General features: G+C 70.5%; 22 protein-coding genes and 2 tRNA genes. 11 read left to right on the top strand and 13 right to left on the bottom strand.

The window, feature by feature from the left end:
* Positions 1–78: 78 nt before the first annotated feature.
* Complete coding sequence (locus ACIBTV_RS25705; RefSeq protein WP_396708890.1) at positions 79–1,497, bottom strand: hypothetical protein; 1,419 nt, start codon at positions 1,495–1,497, stop codon at positions 79–81.
* A gap of 145 nt (positions 1,498–1,642) precedes the next feature.
* Here ACIBTV_RS25705 and ACIBTV_RS25700 point away from each other — a divergent pair.
* Positions 1,643–1,733, top strand: a tRNA-Ser gene (locus ACIBTV_RS25700).
* Between the two features lie 36 nt (positions 1,734–1,769).
* Positions 1,770–1,845 (top strand) — tRNA-Arg (locus tag ACIBTV_RS25695).
* A 117-nt stretch (positions 1,846–1,962) separates the two neighbouring features.
* Here the strand turns inward: ACIBTV_RS25695 and ACIBTV_RS25690 are convergent.
* On the bottom strand, positions 1,963–2,406 hold the full coding sequence (locus ACIBTV_RS25690) for a hypothetical protein (protein WP_396708888.1): 444 nt from the start codon (positions 2,404–2,406) through the stop codon (positions 1,963–1,965).
* Between the two features lie 222 nt (positions 2,407–2,628).
* On the opposite strand from ACIBTV_RS25690, the gene ACIBTV_RS25685 reads away from it, so the two are divergent.
* The 4 genes from ACIBTV_RS25685 to ACIBTV_RS25670 all read left to right on the top strand — a co-directional run bounded on the left by ACIBTV_RS25685 (position 2,629) and on the right by ACIBTV_RS25670 (position 5,457).
* Positions 2,629–3,072, top strand: coding sequence for a helix-turn-helix domain-containing protein (locus tag ACIBTV_RS25685; RefSeq protein WP_396708886.1), 444 nt, complete (start codon positions 2,629–2,631; stop codon positions 3,070–3,072).
* Between the two features lie 84 nt (positions 3,073–3,156).
* Positions 3,157–3,645, top strand: coding sequence for a hypothetical protein (locus ACIBTV_RS25680; RefSeq protein WP_396708884.1), 489 nt, complete (start codon positions 3,157–3,159; stop codon positions 3,643–3,645).
* Positions 3,569–4,846, top strand: a complete 1,278-nt coding sequence (locus tag ACIBTV_RS25675) for an MAB_1171c family putative transporter (protein ID WP_396708882.1) — start codon at positions 3,569–3,571, stop codon at positions 4,844–4,846. Before ACIBTV_RS25680 ends, ACIBTV_RS25675 begins: the two co-directional genes overlap by 77 nt.
* Positions 4,843–5,457: a phosphatase PAP2 family protein gene (locus ACIBTV_RS25670; protein ID WP_396708880.1), complete on the top strand. Its 615-nt coding sequence runs from the start codon at positions 4,843–4,845 to the stop codon at positions 5,455–5,457. The genes ACIBTV_RS25675 and ACIBTV_RS25670 overlap by 4 nt, the downstream gene beginning before the upstream one ends.
* 65 nt (positions 5,458–5,522) lie before the next feature.
* Here the strand turns inward: ACIBTV_RS25670 and ACIBTV_RS25665 are convergent, their stop codons facing one another.
* From ACIBTV_RS25665 to ACIBTV_RS25615, 11 genes are all read right to left on the bottom strand, one after another.
* Positions 5,523–6,320 (bottom strand): RNase H family protein, encoded by a 798-nt coding sequence (locus ACIBTV_RS25665; RefSeq protein WP_396708878.1) that lies wholly within the window; start codon positions 6,318–6,320, stop codon positions 5,523–5,525.
* Positions 6,321–6,329: 9 nt separating this feature from the next.
* The gene (locus ACIBTV_RS25660) at positions 6,330–6,806 is read right to left on the bottom strand and encodes a hypothetical protein (RefSeq protein ID WP_396708876.1); all 477 of its coding nucleotides are present in this window, start codon (positions 6,804–6,806) and stop codon (positions 6,330–6,332) included.
* Positions 6,803–7,393, bottom strand: a complete 591-nt coding sequence (gene dcd / locus ACIBTV_RS25655; protein WP_396708874.1) for a dCTP deaminase — start codon at positions 7,391–7,393, stop codon at positions 6,803–6,805. The genes ACIBTV_RS25660 and dcd overlap by 4 nt, the downstream gene beginning before the upstream one ends.
* Entirely contained in the window at positions 7,394–8,212 is an 819-nt protein-coding gene (gene thyX, locus ACIBTV_RS25650) for an FAD-dependent thymidylate synthase (RefSeq protein WP_396708872.1), read from the bottom strand.
* 222 nt (positions 8,213–8,434) lie between these two features.
* Positions 8,435–9,541: a DUF5131 family protein gene (locus ACIBTV_RS25645; RefSeq protein WP_396708870.1), complete on the bottom strand. Its 1,107-nt coding sequence runs from the start codon at positions 9,539–9,541 to the stop codon at positions 8,435–8,437.
* Between the two features lies 1 nt (position 9,542).
* Positions 9,543–9,959 (bottom strand): hypothetical protein, encoded by a 417-nt coding sequence (locus ACIBTV_RS25640; protein WP_396708868.1) that lies wholly within the window; start codon positions 9,957–9,959, stop codon positions 9,543–9,545.
* Between the two features lie 26 nt (positions 9,960–9,985).
* On the bottom strand, positions 9,986–10,651 hold the full coding sequence (locus ACIBTV_RS25635; RefSeq protein WP_396708867.1) for a hypothetical protein: 666 nt from the start codon (positions 10,649–10,651) through the stop codon (positions 9,986–9,988).
* The gene (locus tag ACIBTV_RS25630; RefSeq protein WP_396708865.1) at positions 10,648–11,175 is read right to left on the bottom strand and encodes a hypothetical protein; all 528 of its coding nucleotides are present in this window, start codon (positions 11,173–11,175) and stop codon (positions 10,648–10,650) included. Before ACIBTV_RS25630 ends, ACIBTV_RS25635 begins: the two co-directional genes overlap by 4 nt.
* A gap of 98 nt (positions 11,176–11,273) precedes the next feature.
* Positions 11,274–11,660: a hypothetical protein gene (locus ACIBTV_RS25625; RefSeq protein WP_396708863.1), complete on the bottom strand. Its 387-nt coding sequence runs from the start codon at positions 11,658–11,660 to the stop codon at positions 11,274–11,276.
* 8 nt (positions 11,661–11,668) lie between these two features.
* A complete protein-coding gene (locus tag ACIBTV_RS25620) occupies positions 11,669–12,196 on the bottom strand; it encodes a hypothetical protein (protein WP_396708862.1) in 528 nt (175 codons plus the stop codon).
* A 240-nt stretch (positions 12,197–12,436) separates the two neighbouring features.
* The gene (locus tag ACIBTV_RS25615) at positions 12,437–12,748 is read right to left on the bottom strand and encodes an excisionase family DNA-binding protein (RefSeq protein WP_396708860.1); all 312 of its coding nucleotides are present in this window, start codon (positions 12,746–12,748) and stop codon (positions 12,437–12,439) included.
* A 117-nt stretch (positions 12,749–12,865) separates the two neighbouring features.
* Here ACIBTV_RS25615 and ACIBTV_RS25610 point away from each other — a divergent pair, with 117 nt between their 5' ends.
* The 5 genes from ACIBTV_RS25610 (at position 12,866) to ACIBTV_RS25590 (ending at position 17,575) form a co-directional block, all read left to right on the top strand.
* Positions 12,866–14,773, top strand: coding sequence for a DUF2637 domain-containing protein (locus ACIBTV_RS25610; protein WP_396708858.1), 1,908 nt, complete (start codon positions 12,866–12,868; stop codon positions 14,771–14,773).
* An 86-nt stretch (positions 14,774–14,859) separates the two neighbouring features.
* Positions 14,860–15,291, top strand: coding sequence for a hypothetical protein (locus ACIBTV_RS25605; RefSeq protein WP_396708857.1), 432 nt, complete (start codon positions 14,860–14,862; stop codon positions 15,289–15,291).
* Positions 15,288–15,770 carry a hypothetical protein gene (locus tag ACIBTV_RS25600; protein WP_396708855.1) on the top strand — a complete coding sequence of 161 codons (483 nt, stop codon included), beginning with the start codon at positions 15,288–15,290 and terminating at the stop codon, positions 15,768–15,770. The genes ACIBTV_RS25605 and ACIBTV_RS25600 overlap by 4 nt, the downstream gene beginning before the upstream one ends.
* An 11-nt stretch (positions 15,771–15,781) precedes the next feature.
* Positions 15,782–16,249, top strand: a complete 468-nt coding sequence (locus ACIBTV_RS25595) for a hypothetical protein (RefSeq protein WP_396708853.1) — start codon at positions 15,782–15,784, stop codon at positions 16,247–16,249.
* Between the two features lie 3 nt (positions 16,250–16,252).
* Positions 16,253–17,575 (top strand): hypothetical protein, encoded by a 1,323-nt coding sequence (locus tag ACIBTV_RS25590; protein WP_396708851.1) that lies wholly within the window; start codon positions 16,253–16,255, stop codon positions 17,573–17,575.
* Positions 17,576–17,600 lie beyond the last annotated feature (25 nt).

The raw sequence follows: 17,600 nt of genomic DNA, 5'->3' as shown, positions 1-17,600 counted from the left end.
ACGTGATCCACTCGGGTTCGTGGACGTCGGGGTGACGACGGTCGCCGAACACCCCGACATCACAAAACCCGGAATCGTTCACTGCGGCCACTCGCCTCGCCAACTCGCACGCGTCGGCCGGTAGGCCGCGACCGCCCGGGCGGCGAGCCGCTCGGCCGCGGCGGCGTCGCCGGTCGCTGCCGCGAGCGCCGCCGCACCCGGCAGCAGCCGCGACGCCAGCCGCAGCGCGAACCAGCCGCCGGCCTGCGCGGCCAGCGGGGTCGCCAACCGCCAGGCGGCCTCCGCCGCGCGGGGCCAGGGCCCCTCGGTGGGCTCATCCGCCGTCCGCGCCGCGTCCAACGCGGTACGCGCACCCGCCTCGTCCGGATGCACCTGGGTCAGCACCAGCAGCTCGACCGCGCGGTCCGGGTGGACCGGGTCCCGCCCGTACGCCGCCGCCAGGTGCAGCACCAGGTTGGCCTGCGTCCACAGCACGGTGGCCAACTCGGCGACCGGCGCGAACACGCCGGCGAGCGCGGCGGTGGCCCCACCCGCCCCGGCCAGCCGCACGAACCGCCGGGTGGCCAGCCGGGCCAGCCCGTCCGGGGACGCCTGCGGGTACGTGGCACGGAGCCGCTCGGCCCACGCTCGCGCCCCGGGACCGAGCGCGTCGACGGCGGCCAGGGCGAGCAGCTCCGGGGCGTACCCGGGGTGGTCGAGCACCCCGGCGGCAACCGCCCGCGCGTCCGGGCGCGGCGACGGTACGCGCGTCGCCTCCGCTCCGGCGGCCACGGCGACGGGTGGGGCGTCGGCCGGCGCGGCGACGGGGACGACCGTCGCCGGGCGGCTCGCCCTCCTCGGGGCGGCGGTGCTCGCCTTCCGTGGCGTGGTCGCCTTCCTGGCCGGGCTGGCTTTCCCGACCGGCGTCGCTTCCCCGACCGGCGTGGCGCTCTGGGCCGGTGCGGCGCTTTGGGCCGGGGTGCCCGCCTTCACCGGCGTGGACGGCTTCCTGGCCAGGGTGGCCGCTCTCACGGGCGCGGCCTTCTTCGCCGCCTTCGCCGCGGCCTTCTTCGCGGGCTTCGTGCCCGCACCGGCCGGGAGGGCCTGTTCCGCCGGATCGTTCTGTTCCGCCGGGTCGGCCTGCTCCGGCGGATCGGCCGGGCCGGGCGGGACGGGCGGCTCCGTCGGGACGGCCGGCTCCGTCGCGGCGGTCCCCGTCCCGGCCGGTGCCGCGTCCGTCGGGGTGGCCGACGACACATCCGGCCCGCCGGTCGGCCTGGCGGGGACCGGCTGCCGGGGCAGCGGCTGGTCGGCATCGGGGTCGGGTGGCCGGAACAACACGGCCGGAGCGCCCTTCGCCCGGCGCGCGGGCTTCGGCCGATCGGCGGCGGGAGATGAGGCCGGCTCGGCGGCCTGCGACGGCACTGCCGGCGGCGTGAACGTCGCCTTCGGGGAGCGTCGCCGGGCCCTCTCAGCAGGCTCGCGGCGGCTCGGCTCGCTCTGGGGCTGCTCCTGCATATCGATGGAGCGTAGTCCCGATCACCCCGGCGCACAGCGTGGAACACGGGGCGCGGGAGCGCGGACGGGCGTACGGGGGGAAGTCGCTTTGCTCCCGGTGGGTGGGGACCTGTATCCTCGGGCGCGGTGGTCTGCGGGCCACCGAGGAGACTTCGCCTAGTCTGGTCTATGGCGCCGCACTGCTAATGCGGTTGGGGTTTTAAAGCCCCTCCCGGGTTCGAATCCCGGAGTCTCCGCGCGAAAGCCGGGTGTGTAGACTGGCCGAGCACTGAGCGCCCGTAGCTCAATGGATAGAGCATCTGACTACGGATCAGAAGGTTAGGGGTTCGAGTCCCTTCGGGCGCACCACGGTTTACCAGGGGAAACGCCCCTCCGGAGATCATCCGGAGGGGCGTTACTTCTTGTGTGGGTGCACCTTGGGTGCACGGCCGGCCGTCCAGATGCCCGGGACCGACGCCACGCCGGTCAATTCGCGTTGGCAAACTCGGCGTCGGGCCGGATCGGATGCACGTTCGGCGGCAGATGCCGGGGCAATGCCTGCCCGAAGATCTCCAGCGTCCGCCCGACGCCCGCCTGGTATGACTCCACCTCGCCGTGCAGCTGGCGCTCGTACTGCTGGATTTCGCCAAGCATCTCGGAGGTGTGGCAGGCGAGCCGGATCGAAAGCAGGCGCCCAAGGGCCACGAGCCCGCAGATCGTGAGGGCGGACAACAGCAGCAGTGCCCCTGTTAGGCCGACCATCCACAGCCCGAGTGTCATCACGCGTCCGGCCTCACGCACGGCCAGGACTGCGAGCCAGAGCATGAGAATCCCCCCGGTGACCCCCAGCAGTCCGGCGATCACGAAGGCCGCCGCCCGCAGGTTGATCCTGATCGTCCAGGAGGGCGTCTCTCGCCCAACGTCGTGCATGGTTGTCCTTCCTACCTGCGCCGGCTCGCGCGATATCGTTCGTTCGTGCAGGCGCGCACGCCGAACGCCGCACCACACACCCCCGTGCGCATGTGCTCTTCGAACAGGAGCCTGAGCATAATGTGATCAATCCGTGGCGCGTCAAGCCCGATCGACATCTGGTTGTCAGCATCGTCTAGCGGAGTTGACGGACGGGCCGTTCGGGTGGCAGGCTTCGCCGTCATGGACGACGGCCGCACACACCCGGATGAGCAGTTCGCTGCGCGCCTCAACAAGCTGTTCGAGGAGAAGCGGCGGCCGGACGGCAAGGAGTGGCCGAACTCCGAGGTCGGAGCCCGTTGCGGGATGTCCCGGCAGCAGGTGCACAACCTCCGTCACCCGAAGGGCAGCCGTAGCCGGGGCCCCACCTACGAGACGATCACGCTCCTGGCCCAGTTCTTCGGCGTCGACCCGAGCTACTTCTTCCAGGCCGACGAGGCGCCGCCTACCGAACCAGGCGACACCGAGCTGAGCCGCCGGCTGGCGGACCTCAACGTGCAGCACCTAGCCGCGAACACGGTCGGCGGCGGAGACATCACCGGGATCAAGGAAGCGCTCCTGCTCGTCCTGCAGCGGATCCAGGATTTCGAGGACCAGACGAACGGCGGCCCGAGCCCGACGACGTAGCCTTCACCAGCGGCGGGGATCATGATCACCGGGGGAAGGGAACGGGGAGCCTTGGACAACCGCGCGAGCGACCTGGTTGCCGGGTTGACGCTACCCAGCCCGTGGGACCTGACCGCGCTGGTCTCGCAGATCGCACGCGAGCGTGGGCGGCCCATCCAACTGCTGGGTGTTGACCTGGGCGGGAGCGCGCTGCACGGGCTGTGGGTGGCCACGCCCCGAGCCGACTACATCGCCTACCCGAACCGCTCCGGCCCGTTCAAGCAGACCGCGATCGTGCTGCACGAGATCGCGCACATGTGGCTGGAGCATCCCTCCCGGGACATGGCAGAGCTCGAAGGCCGAGCCAGCATCAGCCCGTACAACGCGGCGCACGAGGAGGAGGCGGACGAACTCGCCGAGGCGATCCTCCTGCGCGCCGACGCTCCCCCGGCACCGCCGCCGGTCGAGCACGAACTCCTCCGCGTCATCGACACATTCGGGACGGACACCCCTAACGATGATCTTCGTGGTTCTCGTAGCCTCCGCAGCGCTCTGCGCCGGCATCTACACCGTCTATACGCTGCGCGGTGGTAACCGCGTTCCATCACGAACGTGGATGGGCGTCGCGCTGCTTTGCCTCGCCCTGGCGTTGGGGGTCCTCACTCCCGACATCCGCAGTGGAGTGGACGCCCTGCTGGGGGTACCGAACGTAGCCCGACTCATCGCCCACGCCCTGACCATGTGGGCGGCGACCGCGGCCCTGTGCATGCTCGTCTACTGGACGCACACCCCGCAGAGCACCCGCAAGGCCGTGCACGGGCGGCAGGTGATCGCCGTAGCCGCGACGGCCGTGATGGCCGCTCTCTTCGTGATCGCCCGCGCGCCGGCAACGAACGAGGAGTTCTTCAGCACCTACGCCCACCGGTGGCCGATCGCGCTCTACATGATCGTGTTCGGGCTGATGCTCACCTACACCCTCGTCGACCTGGCGCGGCTGTCGCTGCGCTACGGCCGCCGCATCACCAACCGGCCAGTGACCCGGCTCGGCCTACGGCTGTTCGCCGCCGGCGGGCTGGTCGCACTCGGCTACTCGCTCACCATCATCGCCGTCGCATGTCTGGAGTTCTTCGGCGTCGACTTCGACTGGGATTGGACGAGGTTCTCGTCCATCTGCCAGTTGCTCGGCATAGGGCTGATCGTCATCGGCTCCGTGCTGCCCGGCACCGCTAACGCCAGCACCGCCGCCCTGCACCGCGCACAGGACGCGCACCAATGCGAACTGATGGAGCCGTTGTGGCGCGCCATCGTTCAAACCCACCCCGAGATCCCCCGGCGGCGCCCCCGATCACGCAACTTCTGGGGCCGATGGACGGCGTGGACGGCAAGCTGGATGGGCGACGGACGCAGCGTGTCCCGGCGGGTCCTGGAGATCCGCGACGGATACCTGCAGCTCACCCCATGGTTCGACAGCCACGTCACCAACCGGGCAATCGAACTCGGCCGGAAGGCCGGCCTGTCCGGGTCGGAGCTGCAGGCCGTGGTGGAAGCCGCCGTGGTGGCCGTCGCCCTCGACGCGAAGGCCCGCGGCGAGGACCGCGTCGACACCGGTGATGTCGAGCCGGGCGCCGAGAACCTCACCGGCGAGGTGAAGTGGCTCGTCCGCGTGGCGCAGGCGTTCGACCACTCGCCGGTGGTCACGCAGATCCTCGCCGAACGCCAGCGAGCACACGAGGAGGGACGCAGTTGGGTGGAGCGGACCCTCGACGACCTCGGATTCGGACGGGACAACAAGTGAGCGTGCAGCAGAGCGCCCCAGCGCCGTCCGGCAGCGTGAGCCGAGTCGCGAAGGCGGTAACCGAGGTACTTCAGCCGGCGGTGTGGGCAGCCGCGATGCCCGTCGTTGTCGCGCTGGTCGCATCCCCCACGGTCGGCGCGGGGATCCGCTGGGGAGCCTTCGCCGCGCTGTTCTCCGCCGTCATCCCGTTCGGGGCGATCCTCTACGCCAAGCGCACGGGCCGAGTCAGCGACCACCACATCAGCCAGCGCGAGCAACGCAAGGGCGTTCTCCTCGTCGGCATCGCCTCAGTCGCGCTCAGCCTCGTGTTGTTCTGGCTACTCGACGCGCCGCGGCCCCTCGTGGCGATGATCGCGGTGATGCTGGTCGTGCTGGCGGCCACCACGGCGGTGAACCAGGCATGGAAGATGAGCGCACACGCGGCCACAGCCGCTGGAGCGGTCGCCGTGCTGACCCTGCTGGCCGGTCCCCCGCTCGCCGCTGGCGTTCTCATTGTCGCGGTCGTCGGCTGGTCCCGGGTCTACCTCCGCGCCCACACCGCCCTGCAGGTTATCGCCGGGGCGGCGATGGGTGCGCTGCTCGCCGCCGCCGTGTACGCGGGCATCGTCTGACCACCCGCCCGGGCCGCTGGCCTCACACCCGGCGGCCCGGGCGACCACGCCGCCTATGCGCGCGGTCAGGTTCTCGAGGAACGCCGCTGCCAGGAGGCAAGACCGCCGGTCGCGAACCGCGCACCGTCCACCCTCGCCTGATCCTTGCTGATCTGCTTGAACGCCCACAGCCTGGCCGTCTTCGCCAGGGCGTCAGCGGCGCTGTGCAGCGGATGCCCGCTGCCGGCCCGCACCCAGCTCGCTTGGAACGCGTCGGGGGCTGAGGCGACGCGGCGGGCGAGCAGCAGCATCTTCGCTTCGTTCCCGCTCTGCCGCTCCACGCTGTACCCGGGCGGCATCACCAGGTCCCCGCCCCGCCACCGCTCGGTGAGTCCGACAGCATCCGCCGAGTCGGTCAGTACCTCGATTGGCTGGCCGGACGGCAGCCGTTCCCGCGCCCAGAAGATCGCCCGCAGTTCCGCGCCGAGCACCCGATTGCCGACCACGCCTGCCGATTGGATGGTCCAGCCGAGCCCCCACTGGCCGTTCGTGGCCACGTAACCCCAGCTGATCGGCCACCACGGCGGCCCGTCAGGGTTCCGCTTCAGCGACCCGTCGCACGCCACCACGATCGGTCCGCCGGCGGCCGGCTGGTCGTCGACCTGGCCGTGCACGGCGTTGTCCTGCTTGACCTCGTTGCCGCGCCCGTACCGCACCTCGCGGTCCTTCGCCGGCCGGCCCGGCCGAGGGGACCCGCACACCGTCTGGCTGAACTTCACCCGCAGCGCGCCCGGGTGCTCCCACCCGGCCCCGGCGGGCAGCACGATCACGCCGCACTCGGCGCACAGGTGGGCTCCCTCTGCGCTTGCGGGATCCCAGGTCACCGCGCCAGCCTAGCCGCGAACAGGCCGGCTGATCAGCGGCTGTGAGGGCTCCTCGATCCGGTCCCACACCATCACCCTGACCGGCTCGCCGAGCTGCGGAGCGGGCACTGCCGCGCGGGGGAACGCCCAGTACCGCTGCAGGTCGACGACCGCGACGGCTTCCAGAAGGTGCTCGTCGACGAGCTGCGCGACGCGCCACCGACGCCACCGCATCCACCACCGCTCGCGGTAGGTGGCCTTGAAGTGGTCCCACCAGGTCGCGAACCGTGCTGTCTCGATCCGCTCCCGCCGGTACTGCCGGACCTGTTCGGTTGGCAGCTTGTCGGCGAGGACCGAGGTGGTCAGCTCGACGGCCATCTGGTCGAGCACCTCGCGTAGCTCCAGTCGTTGGGCGGCATACGATCCCAAGTCCTGCCGCAGGCCGTAGCGCAGCTCCTCCAGGTAAACGACGTCGCCCACCAGGCGGGTGGTGTACCCCCGGCTCACGCTGCCTCCCGCCGCGTCGGCCAGGTCCGCCATCCCTGCCACGACCGTGAGGGGGTGGGCCCCGACTGGCCCTGGTAGCGGCTGCCGAACGTCTTCGCCCCGTACGGCTGCGACGCCCGGGTGTGCAGCGCGAACACGCACAGCTGCCCGATCAGCATGCCGGGCCACAACCGGATCGGCAGGGGCGCGTCGTTGGACAGTTCCAGCGTGACGTGCCCACGGAACCCCGGGTCGATGAACCCCGCGGTGGAATGGTTCCGCACCCCGAGCCGCCCCAGGCTGCTTTTCCCCTCCAATCGCGCCGCGACCTGGTCCCCCAGCATCACGGTCTCCAACGTGCTACCCAACACGAACTGGCCGGGCGCGAGCACGAACGGATCCCCGTCGGGCACCTCGACGATCTCGGTGAGCTCGGGTTGCTCCTGCGACGGGTCGATGAACTCGTACAGGTCGGCGCGGAACACCCGGAACCACCGGTCCAGCCGCACGTCGATGCTGGCTGGCTGGATCAACTCGTCGTCGAAGGGGTCCAGCCAAAGCGCGCCCTGCTGGATCGCCTCGCGCAGGTTGACGTCGGAGCCGAGCATTCAGCTCACCTCGGCGTGGGGGCTCGCCGCGACTTCCGTGCCGTTCGGCAACCGCGTGACGACGAAGTCGGCGAAGACGTTCGGCGCCGCCGTCTGCAGCTGCCGCAGGCACTCCACGGCCAGCTCCCGGATCTCCACGTCGGCGTGCTCGGTGGCCCGCATCGCGATGAAGTGCCGCCACGCCCGGTAGTTGCCGCTGACCACGATCCGCGTCTCGGTGGCGTTGGGCAGCACCGCCCGGGCCGCCTGCCGAGCCGCCTTCTTCGCGGCGGTCTTGTAGCTGCCCATCCGGCACGGCCACTGCTCCTGGCAGATGGCGCACGCCTCGGGGTTGGGGCCCGGGCGGTGGTTGAGCCCGTCACCGCGGCGCTCCAGGCCATGCAGCAGTTCGTTGTAGGCGGTCACTGCTGCATCGGTGGCCCTGGTGAAGACCCGGTGCAGGTCAGGGTCGGCGGCGATCACGTCGGGCTCGACCATGGCGGCGTCGTGCTCGGGTACGTACCGCTGGGACAGTTGGGAGTACGAGAAGTGCCGGTGCCGGATCAGCTCATGGGTGAACGACCGGGACACGCCGGTGAAGTAGAAGGTCACCGAGCCGTGCTCCAGCACCGAGAGGTGGCCGACCTCCAGGATGTGCGCGAGGTAGCCGGCGTTGGTGGCGGTGGCTGGGTTCGGCTTGCGCCACGACTGGTAGCAGGCCCTGCCCGCGAACTCGGCCAGGGCCTGCCCGCCATCTGCGTCAGTCGACCACGGCACGTCGTCCGGTGGCTGGAACTGCGTCCACGCGACCAGCTCTACCTTCGGCTCGACGGTCTCCAACGGGGCTCCTCGCGTACCGGGGCCAGGTCACGGCCAGGCGGATGTGCCTGGGCACGATAAGGGCCAGCACCGCCACGCGGGCAATTCCGATCCGACCGGTTTCACGGCACCTCACGGTCACCACGTCCCCGGGCAGCAACAGCCGGCGCGCGCCAACGTCCGCCAGCGGCACGACCAGGTGGCCGTGCACGCTGACGGACGTCGGGTCCACCAGAACCGGCGTCACGCAGCCTCACCGGCAGCAGCGACCCCAGTCAGGGCGGCGGGGTACTCGTCCCAAATCCGCTCGTCCAGCAGCCGGCCGGCGGCCTTCTTCCCCACCCGCCACGGCTGGTCGCGGTCGTAGGCGCTGGTGCCGTGCGCGATGTCCCAGCTCATGAACGTGTCCTCAGGCATCTGCGACACCGGCACCCACGCACCCCACTGCTTGAAGAAGAAGGGAACTTGGGCGGTGACGCACTGGTCGCGGACTGTGCGGGCCCACTGCAACTTCATCGGCCGCGCTCCCGGGCCGGACTCACCGCCCGCCACCACCCAGTCGACGCGGGGCGCGACCTCAAGCGGGCGGCCCACCATGCCGTTCGGGTGCGCCTCCTCGGTTCCCCAGGTCGGGCGCCCGGTCAGCCAGTGCGTGGGCCAGCCGCGGTGGCCGTGCGCGTCCGCCTCGCCGAACAGGTCGACCGGCCCTATCAGGGGCTCCATCGACAGCCAGCGCACGGCGGCCGGGGTCTCCAGCAGGGCCGGAATCCGCAGGTCAGCGGTTTTCTGGTCCTCCACCGAGACACCGATCCACACGTTGGGCAGCGGCCACGTCATCCGGTGGTGCAGACCCGAGCGCAGCCCCGGAACGTACGTCGGGCTGTGGGGCGTGGCTGCCCACTCCATCGCCGACCGGAAGTGAGTGCCGGACGCGTGGCACTGGCACTCGTCGCGCAGCAGCGACCGCATCCGGCCGTGCCGCTTGGTCAGGATCTGGTAGGTGTGCTGCGGCGTCGCGGCCATCACGGCGAACACGCGGGCGATGAATTCGACGGGAACCGCGTCGTGGAACAAGTCGGACAGCGCGTTGACGAAGACCTTGCGGGGCTTGCGCCACCGCAGCGGCTGGGTGAGCCGCTCCTCCATCAGGTTGATTTTGCCGGTCCAGTCGAGCCGGCCGTTGCGCCGCTCCACCAGGCCGGCGAACGCCTCGGCGACCGCCCGGTTGGGGTGGCCCGACCGCACCTTGGCCGTGCGGATCGCGTAGCAGAAGTCGCAGCCGCCGGAGATGCGGAAGCAGCCCAGCAGCGGGTTCCACGTCTCGTCGGCCCATTCGACGTCGGTCGGCACGTCAGGACACCCCCGCCAGTTCGACGGTAACGATGCTGCGCGGCCGGCCCGGACGGGTGGTCCGGGCGTGCCCGTCCTCGTAGACGATGTGGTCGGTCGGGTGGAACGGCACCGCCAGCTGCTTGCCCTTCTGCGGCTCCCCCTTGAAGAAGACGCACAGGGAGTTGCCGCCCGCGGCGCCGCCGACGATGCCGCTGCGGGTGCCGTCGATGAACGGCATCCCGACGGTGACCGGCACCTTGTAGTAGCTGCGAATCCAGGCCAGGTCATCGGTGAGGCAGCCGATGCACTGCTGGATCACCCACGGGACCGTGCCCTCCTCCCAGCCCTCATCGCCCGGGAAGGCGACGTGGCGGACGTACAGCTGCCCAGCCTCGATCTTCCGATCGCACCGGTAGCCCCCACACCAGCGAGCCATGCGGGCGGTATGGATGCTGCGGCGGTTCACCGGCTTACGACCTTCCGCTCCTGGAGCCGCTCGGCCACCGCCGCGGCCGTCGCCTCGGCGATGTGCCGGTCCACGTACGCGGCGAGCCGCTTGCGGACGGTCAGCAGGTAACCCGGTGGTGCCGGGATGACCACCTCAGGCGGCTCAGTGTCGCTGCGCCAACTACGACCGAAGGCCATCTGGGTGGCCTGCTCACGGCTGAAGCGGCCCGCGCAGGTGATGTCCCCGAAGTAGCCGTTGCCGCCCGGGCCCCACCAGCTCTTCCACTCCCGCGACCAGATCAGCCACTCCTGCGCCGACTCGTCCCGGCCGGTGACAGCCCGCCACGCCCTCAGCGCGCACGCGGCCTCGTAGAGCGTGTCCTCCAGCGGCCGGGACTCCACGTCAACGCTCTCGCACGCCGCCGTCCATGCCACGGCCGCGTCGGCGGCCGGCCGGGTGTGCTCCAGCTCTTCGCGCATTCCGGCAAGCTCGGCCTGTACCCGCGCAAGACGGGACAGGACCGGGCCCAGCCTGGCACCCAGATACGCCAGCTCCTGCAGCGACGGCTTCGCCTTCCCTGCACCGTGCGGCTGCAACGCCAATGCGCGGTGGTGCAGGTCGCGGACGACGTCGTCAGGGGCGGGCTCGAACGCACCGATGCCGGTGCCGGACGTCGTCATGCCGGCACCACCTTGTCGCCCTGCAGAGCTGCCACCTCGTTGGCGAACGCGATGTTGGCCTTCTGGGCCGACCGGTGGTCCGCCTCCGCGCTGCTGCGCAGTCGGTTGGCGTGGTTGAGGGCGGCGCGGGTCTTGGCCAGTTCCGATGCGAGCGTGACCGCATCGCCGTTCGCCTCGGTGTAGGTCGTGATCGTCGCCGTGGCTGTCGCCAGTTCGGTGGACAGATCGTCGATGGTCGCCATGAGCCTCTGCGCCTCGGCGGTGAACTCGTCGACCAGCGCCGTGTTCCGGTCCCTCAGCTTCGCCAGCTCTGCATGCGCGTCGTCGAGGCGACTCAGGACCGCACCCATGCGGGAGCCGAGGAAGCTCGTGAGGTTGAGGCAGAAAAGGTCACCGCCGGTGGGGTGGTCATGGGCCTGGATCTGGCCGACCGTCTCTCGGATGGAGGCGATGAACAGGTCGGTTGTGGGGCGGGCGCCCTGAACGGCGGTGTCGACAGCGTCGTCGGGCGGGTTGCTGGTCACAGGTTCCTCACTTCGGTTCCGTAGGGGTACCCAGGCCGGTTGGCCCCCGCGAAGGCCAGACCCGCCGGAGGGGGCTGGCCATCACGGCGGCGGGCCGGTCAGGACACGAGTTCGACGTCGTCCCGGTCACGCATCCGCAGCTCCCGGACGGGGCAGACCCGGGTTCCGGTGTTGTCCTGCTCGACGCGCACCAGGTAGCCGTCGTGGGCGTGGTCGATGCTGGCCAGCGCGAATACAGCCGGTTCGCCGCGTAGCCGGGCTCTGCTCAGCGCGTGGGCCTCCCGATGCCGGGCGAGTCGCAGGAACTGGTGGCGGCTGCCGGGGTTGATCCGGAGCCTGGCGGCGAGGGCCCCGGCGTCGGTCTTGGTGTGCGCGACGATGAGCAGGTCGGCGTGGGTGACGCTGTGTGGAAGGCCGATGGCCGCGGTCACGGCGTAGGGCAGGAAGGCGCTGTCGAACCGGTACACGCGCATCCGCTCGGACATCCGCCCCATCACAGGGCTCCAGCGGCGGTCGTGAGGACGTCGACGAGCCGCCGGACCGGTTCTCGACGTGACCCGTCCAGGTCGTCGGCGAGGACGGCCAGGTCGGTGTCACTGAACGCGCCCCGGAGTGCGGCGACGAGAGCCGGCTCCGCCGGGATCCGGGGCTGACGGCCGCGGCGTACCTCCACGTTGGACCGGGCGTACGCGGGCGTCCACGCGCCGGTTGGGACGGCACAACGGCGGCACTCGCGAGGCGGCTGGTTGCCGTCTCCCCACTGCGGCCAGGCGCACTCCAGGTGGAAGAACAGCAGGTTACCGGCGCCGTCGACGATCGGCGTGTACTGGCCGAGCGCGGCGGTGAGCAGTGCTTCGGTGTAGCGCTGCAGTTCGGCGGTGAGGCGTCGTGTGCCCTCGCCGGTCGTGAGGCCTGCGGCTGAATGGACGATGCGCGCCACGGTCGCGTCCACGTCGACGCGCAGGATGCTGACCTGCCGCTGCGTGCTGGCTGCGGTGTTGCCGATCTGGCTCTGGGTCACGGGATCCTCTTCTCAGCGTTCAGGTGTCTCGCTTTGTAGCAGAGCGGACGTTACTGTAACGCGAACCTCGTTACAACGCGTTGCACGGAAGGGTCGCAGATGGCGCACGGATTCATGGCCGGTGCGGCGTATTGAGTCAGCGAGGAGATGAACGGACCAGCATGGACAGTCGCCAGCCGGACGGTCTGATCAAGCCACTACGCGCCAACCGGGCGGTCCGCGCTCTCGGCGCGTGTGTGGCTAGCTGGAGGCGGCGTGGTTGCGGCGCTGCAGGTCTTCGAGAGCCTTCGCCCGTTCGGAGTCGTCGCGGATGGCCAGCACTCGGCGGAGGTCCTCGACGGACTGGGATGAGACGCGGCGATGCCCGCCGGCGGTGCGGGTTGCCCGGAGCAGGTTCCGCTTCACGTAGTCGATCACGGTCCACGACGAGACGTTGAGCGCCGAGGCCGCCGCGCCCGTGGTGAGGGGTGCTGAGTCATCGGCCATGCGTCGTCCCGTCTTCCAATCGCTCATCGCAGGTCTGCACAGCATGGCAGACGCGGTGATCACCATGTGGCACCCGCTCCTGTACGGCTCTTTCCCATCTTCAGCATGCTCGCACAAACCTGAGGAAGCTGTGAAGTCCGAGGAAGCTAGAAAACCTGAGGAACCTGTGGCATAGTCCGATGCATGACCGAGTTCCCGGGCCTCATCCCCGAGCCGGAGCCGTGGCTGACCCCTGGCGGCGGCTCGCCCCTTGCCACGCCGTCCGACGACCGAAACGTCGTGGAGAAGCTGCTCGACTGGCTCCTGGGCCTGGTCGACGTCGTCCCCGACTCCTGGTGGCCCTACCTGCTCGCCGGACTGGGACTCCTGGTGGTCTTCACCTGGCAGCGAGCCAAGCGCCAGATGTACATCGCCGGCCAGCTCGCTGCCCGTAACGGCAAGGGCGACAAGAAGAGCGACGTTCTGCTCGTCGCCGCGATGGTCCCCGCGGTGCTGTTCTGGCTTGCCGTTCTCGCCGGCAGCTTCAAGGGCCTCATTGCTTTCGCCCGAGACGACCTGCACTGGCACGACGGCACCGAGCTGCTGGTGCCGCTCACCCTGGACGGCGTCTCCATCGCGTTCGGCTTCCTCGCCTTCCGCGCCATCAGGGCGGAGCGCTCGCCCGACCGCTGCAACTCCATGGTCCGGGGTGCATCCCTCGCTTCCGCCCTGATCAACTTCGTGCACGAAGTGAACCTGCCCGAAGGCACCTGGCTGGGCGGCTTCTACCTCGCGCTGCTCAGCGTCCTGGGCGTGGTGATGTTCCACGAGTTCCTCGACCAGTTCGGCGAGGGCACCGGCAAGGTCCGTCGCGAGAAGCCGCACTTCGGCATGCGCTGGTTCACGATGACGCCGAACACCTTCTGCGCGTGGGTCGCCTGGCAGAACTACCCGCCGGAGGACCTGCCGGCCGACGCCAGCACCGACCAGATCCGCTACTTCGCCTCGGTCAAGCACGCCGTCGCCAACCTGGAAGATGTCCGCGCCATGAAGCGCGAGAAGCGCCGGGAACTCGACCTGCAGCGGGCCGAGCGCGGCAGCCTGTGGTGGCACCCGCTCCTGCCATGGCTCCGGGTGCGTGAGCTGCACGCCGTCGCGGCGGAGCAGAAGGGCGCCGCCGCCGCCGAGCGTCAGGAGATGGAGCGCCGGTTCGGCGAGATCCAGGCGGAGCACGAGAAGGTCCTCGAGACCCAGAAGCGGGCACTGCTCGACGAGGCGGAGCGGATCAAGGCTGAGGCTGAGGTGGAGCGGCAGCGGCGGGTCCGGGCGGAGCAGATGGCGGAGCAGATCCGCGCTGGAGCAGAGCGACAGATGGAGCAGCTCCAGCTGGAGCACGAGCGGCGAGTGGAGCAGCTCCGGGTGGAGCACGGCCGCGAGGTGGAGCAGCTCCAGGCGGAGCAGCTTGGCCAGCTCCAGCAGTTGAACACGGAGCAGCAGCAGGGCATCCGGGCCGTCCTCGCGGAGCAGAACGAGCGTGCGGAGCGGCTGCGGGCCGAGCAGATGGAGCAGGCGCGGGCGGCGCACCGCCGCGAGGTGGAGCATCTGCGGGCCGCCCTGGTGGAGCAGACGGAGCAGCTCCAGGCGGAGCAGCGACACCAGATGGAGCAGCTCCAGGCGGAGCACAACCGGAAGGTGGAGCACATCGAGGCGGAGCACCGCCGCCAGGTGGAGCAGCTTCAGGTGGAGCAGGCGAAGGCGGAGCACCGCCGGAGCGGCGCCAGCCGGAGCAGCACCACCCGGAGCGGCAGCAGCCGGAGCACCGTCACCCCGATGGCCGGCCGTAGCCAGGTGTCCGAGGCCGCCGACAACGCGTCCCTCGCCGACATGTTCGTCGAGCACCCCGAGTCCGAGTACGAGTGGGGCACCCGCGAGATCAACCGCATCACCGGCGCCGGGTTCTCCGGCCGCGGTCCCCGGCTGCTGGAGAAGGCCAACAAGCACCTCGCCAGCTGCGCGAAGCGCCTGCACGACAAGTGCTTCGGCAGCGACGCCGACAGTGCTGTGACCAGCGAAAACCCTCCCGCCGGTGACCTCGCCACCACTGGGAGCTGACCCCCGAACATGCGTCCGGGGCGCGGACCAACCGACCAGATCAGCGCCGCGCCCCGGGCCACCCCCTACCAGGAGGTACGCACATCATGACCCAGTCCATCGACCGCGTCCGGCCCCGCACCCCCGCCACCACCAGCGAGGCCGCCGCCACCAGGCACAACGTGCTCGACGGCACCGTCGTCGCGGCCCATTTCTTGCAGACCCTGCACCCGGCCGCCGTCGGGGCGTGGGCCTGCCTCGCGGCCGTCGTGCTCATCGCGTCCGGCGGGATCTACGCCGTCTGGCAGGGGGCCATGACCTTCGAATCTCCCCTGCTCACGCCCTGTGTGCTCGTGCTGGTGGCGCTGTTTGCCCTCGCGATGTACCTGCGGCACCGCGCCGACCGGATCGACCCCGACTACGACCCGTGCCGGCCATCGGATCCGGCCGCCGTCCGCGCGATCCTCGCCCGCCTGCGGGCGGCCGGCGACGCGGGGGAGGGCCAGCCGGCGGCGGCGGCCGAGCGGGGTGCCCGATGACGCTGGATGTCACCGACGGTAACTCTGCACTCTGCACTGCAGACCCTGAGGGTGCCCCCGCTGAGCGCGAAACCTGGGCGGGGGAGCCCGAGGCTCTGCAGTCTGCAATCACCAAGAGTGACGGAAAATCGGGCTGGATCCGGGTCTGGATCACCCGGGCGCGGGCCAACTTCACGCCGCCGGACGTGTTCCGCGAGCAGCGACCCAGCGTCGAGCAGCTCAAGGACTACGCCTACCGGGCCCGGTACACGAACCGGACCCGCGGTGCCCGCCGCTACCTCGGCGTCGCCTGGTGCTACTGCGTGGCGATCCCCGTCGCCCTGCGTTCCCGGCTGCGGGAGTGGATGTGGCAGGTGCCCTCCCGTGCCCTGGTCGTGCTGGTCACGGTCAAGCTCCTCAGCTTCCTGCCCCCGGTCGCCTGGCTGGCCGACCACGTCGTCAAGCCAACGGTGCAGTTCGCGCTGTGGCTGATCCTCTGAAAGGACCTTCCGTGAAGGCATTCATCGACAAGACCCGCCAGGCCGGCATGACGTTCCTGTGCTGGACGTCCCTCGTCCTGGCCTTCTTCGCGGGGCCGCTGCTGGCCAAGATGTTCATCGGCGAGACCCTGCGCAAGCTCATCGAGTTCATCCCGTGGGACTGGACGCCGCTGGTCGGTCTCGTGATCCTGCTCGGCCTGTTCGTGGCCGACCTGCTTCGGGACTGGCGACCCAACTACCTGGCCATCGGTGCGTGGATGGCCATGCCGAGCATCGCCAGCGCCAGCAACGGCGGGAAGCTGAGCGGGACCGTCTCCGACTGGACGAACGCGGCCCTCGACTTCGTGATCAACCCGCTGAAGGAGTGGGCGGGTACCAGCAACTACGTCGGGCTCGCCCTGGCCGTGGCGGCGCTGTCGATCATCTTCGGGCAGCGGACGATCAAGAAGCAGCCCGACCCGATCGCGGTGGGGTGGTAGCGCATGGGACCCGAGATCATCCTGTTCGTCGCGGCCGTCATCACCAAGATGATCTTCACGCACCGCGAGGAGCTGGAGTATGCCCGCCAGGGCAAAGACAGCCCTCGCTACCGGCTGAAGATGGCCCGGTTCCGTGCCGAGCAGGCGAGGGGTAACCCCGAGGCCACCGAGCCGGCCCGTCCGGGTGCGAAGGGCTACTTCTCCGAGCTGTGGAAGGACCTGTGGGAGGACCTGGACGCCCACCGCAAGCGGGCACGCAAGGAACGCCAGGACGGCACCCGGCCCAGCCGCAAGGAGACGCTCCGGCAGTTGGCCGGGTGGGCGCGGCGCACCCTCAACCGGCGCCACGACGGCCGGCCGGTCGACGACATGCTCGACGTGATCGCCAACGATGCGAAGCCGGCCGTGATCCAGCCGGCCCGGGTCGAGCAGATGAAGACCGCCAGCGAGGTCGCGGCCACCGTTGCGCCGGAGAAGCCTGGAAGGCCCGCGAGCCCTCCGTCCGGACCCCCCCGGCCGACGCCGGTCGCTCCGACGCCGGCCGCCGCCGGCAAGCCGGCCCCGGGGCCGGGGCCGACCGCGAGTGATGAAGAACCGACCGAGGCTGACGCACGCGGCAACTGCGAGCGCTGCTCGGCCAGCGTCCAGCGCAGCTCCCTTCGGCCCCACCCGCTCGCAGTCGGTGTATCCGGCGGCGTCTGTTCCACGTGCGGGGCCGATCTCGACGAGCTCGCAGATCTGGCACGCCGGGCCCTGGACCATGCGTCGTCCTGCACGCCGGACGCCGTCAGCGCATGGCAGCAGGCATGCGACGCGCTGTCGGCCCTCAACAGCCATGACCGCCGGTGGAGGGGCATGGAGGTGGGCCGGGCCATGACCCTCGCCCAGCAAGCCAGCGCCTCGTCCACGATCACGACCGTGCCCACTGAGGCCCGGCAGACCAACCCCACACCGTCCGACTCCGAGGCGACGGACACCCGTCCGGACGCCACCGTCATCCTGCTCTTCCCGAGCACGAAGGAGAACACCGACATGACCACCAGTGAAGTCACCGGCCTGCCCAGCGCGATGGCGTTCGTGCAGCACGCGGCCGACGCCCACACCAGCTTCTCGACCGGCGGCGGCGAGGCGTTCCGGGGCCGGCTGGCGAAGATGGGCTTTGGGCCCGGCCTGCTCAGCAAGGTCGCCGAGGCACAGGAGAAGTCCCAGATCGCCGGGACGGCGTGGGCCGAGGTCCACTCGGAGATGGAGGCGTTCCTCAAGGGCCGCGAGTTCTACCAGGGCTCCCCGGACGCGCCCGACAAGCAGGCCCTGACCAGCGAGTAGCCGTCCCGGCTACCGCCGTGGGGCG

The organism is Micromonospora sp. NPDC049366, assembly GCF_044466625.1.
Lineage (GTDB): Bacteria > Actinomycetota > Actinomycetes > Mycobacteriales > Micromonosporaceae > Micromonospora.
Note: the sequence above shows the minus strand (reverse complement) of the source record. Positions and strands in the feature narration are given on the sequence as shown.

Coding starts and splice junctions, on each gene's coding strand:
- ACIBTV_RS25705 (WP_396708890.1), bottom strand. CDS start 1,497: ATGCAGGAGCAGCCCCAGAGCGAGCCGAGCCGCCGCGAGCCTGCTGAG.
- ACIBTV_RS25675 (WP_396708882.1), top strand. CDS start 3,569: ATGATCTTCGTGGTTCTCGTAGCCTCCGCAGCGCTCTGCGCCGGCATC.
- ACIBTV_RS25610 (WP_396708858.1), top strand. CDS start 12,866: ATGACCGAGTTCCCGGGCCTCATCCCCGAGCCGGAGCCGTGGCTGACC.
- ACIBTV_RS25590 (WP_396708851.1), top strand. CDS start 16,253: ATGGGACCCGAGATCATCCTGTTCGTCGCGGCCGTCATCACCAAGATG.
- ACIBTV_RS25640 (WP_396708868.1), bottom strand. CDS start 9,959: ATGGCTCGCTGGTGTGGGGGCTACCGGTGCGATCGGAAGATCGAGGCT.
- ACIBTV_RS25635 (WP_396708867.1), bottom strand. CDS start 10,651: ATGACGACGTCCGGCACCGGCATCGGTGCGTTCGAGCCCGCCCCTGAC.
- ACIBTV_RS25625 (WP_396708863.1), bottom strand. CDS start 11,660: ATGTCCGAGCGGATGCGCGTGTACCGGTTCGACAGCGCCTTCCTGCCC.
- ACIBTV_RS25690 (WP_396708888.1), bottom strand. CDS start 2,406: ATGCACGACGTTGGGCGAGAGACGCCCTCCTGGACGATCAGGATCAAC.
- ACIBTV_RS25685 (WP_396708886.1), top strand. CDS start 2,629: ATGGACGACGGCCGCACACACCCGGATGAGCAGTTCGCTGCGCGCCTC.
- dcd (WP_396708874.1), bottom strand. CDS start 7,393: ATGCTCGGCTCCGACGTCAACCTGCGCGAGGCGATCCAGCAGGGCGCG.
- ACIBTV_RS25600 (WP_396708855.1), top strand. CDS start 15,288: ATGACGCTGGATGTCACCGACGGTAACTCTGCACTCTGCACTGCAGAC.
- ACIBTV_RS25605 (WP_396708857.1), top strand. CDS start 14,860: ATGACCCAGTCCATCGACCGCGTCCGGCCCCGCACCCCCGCCACCACC.
- ACIBTV_RS25615 (WP_396708860.1), bottom strand. CDS start 12,748: ATGGTGATCACCGCGTCTGCCATGCTGTGCAGACCTGCGATGAGCGAT.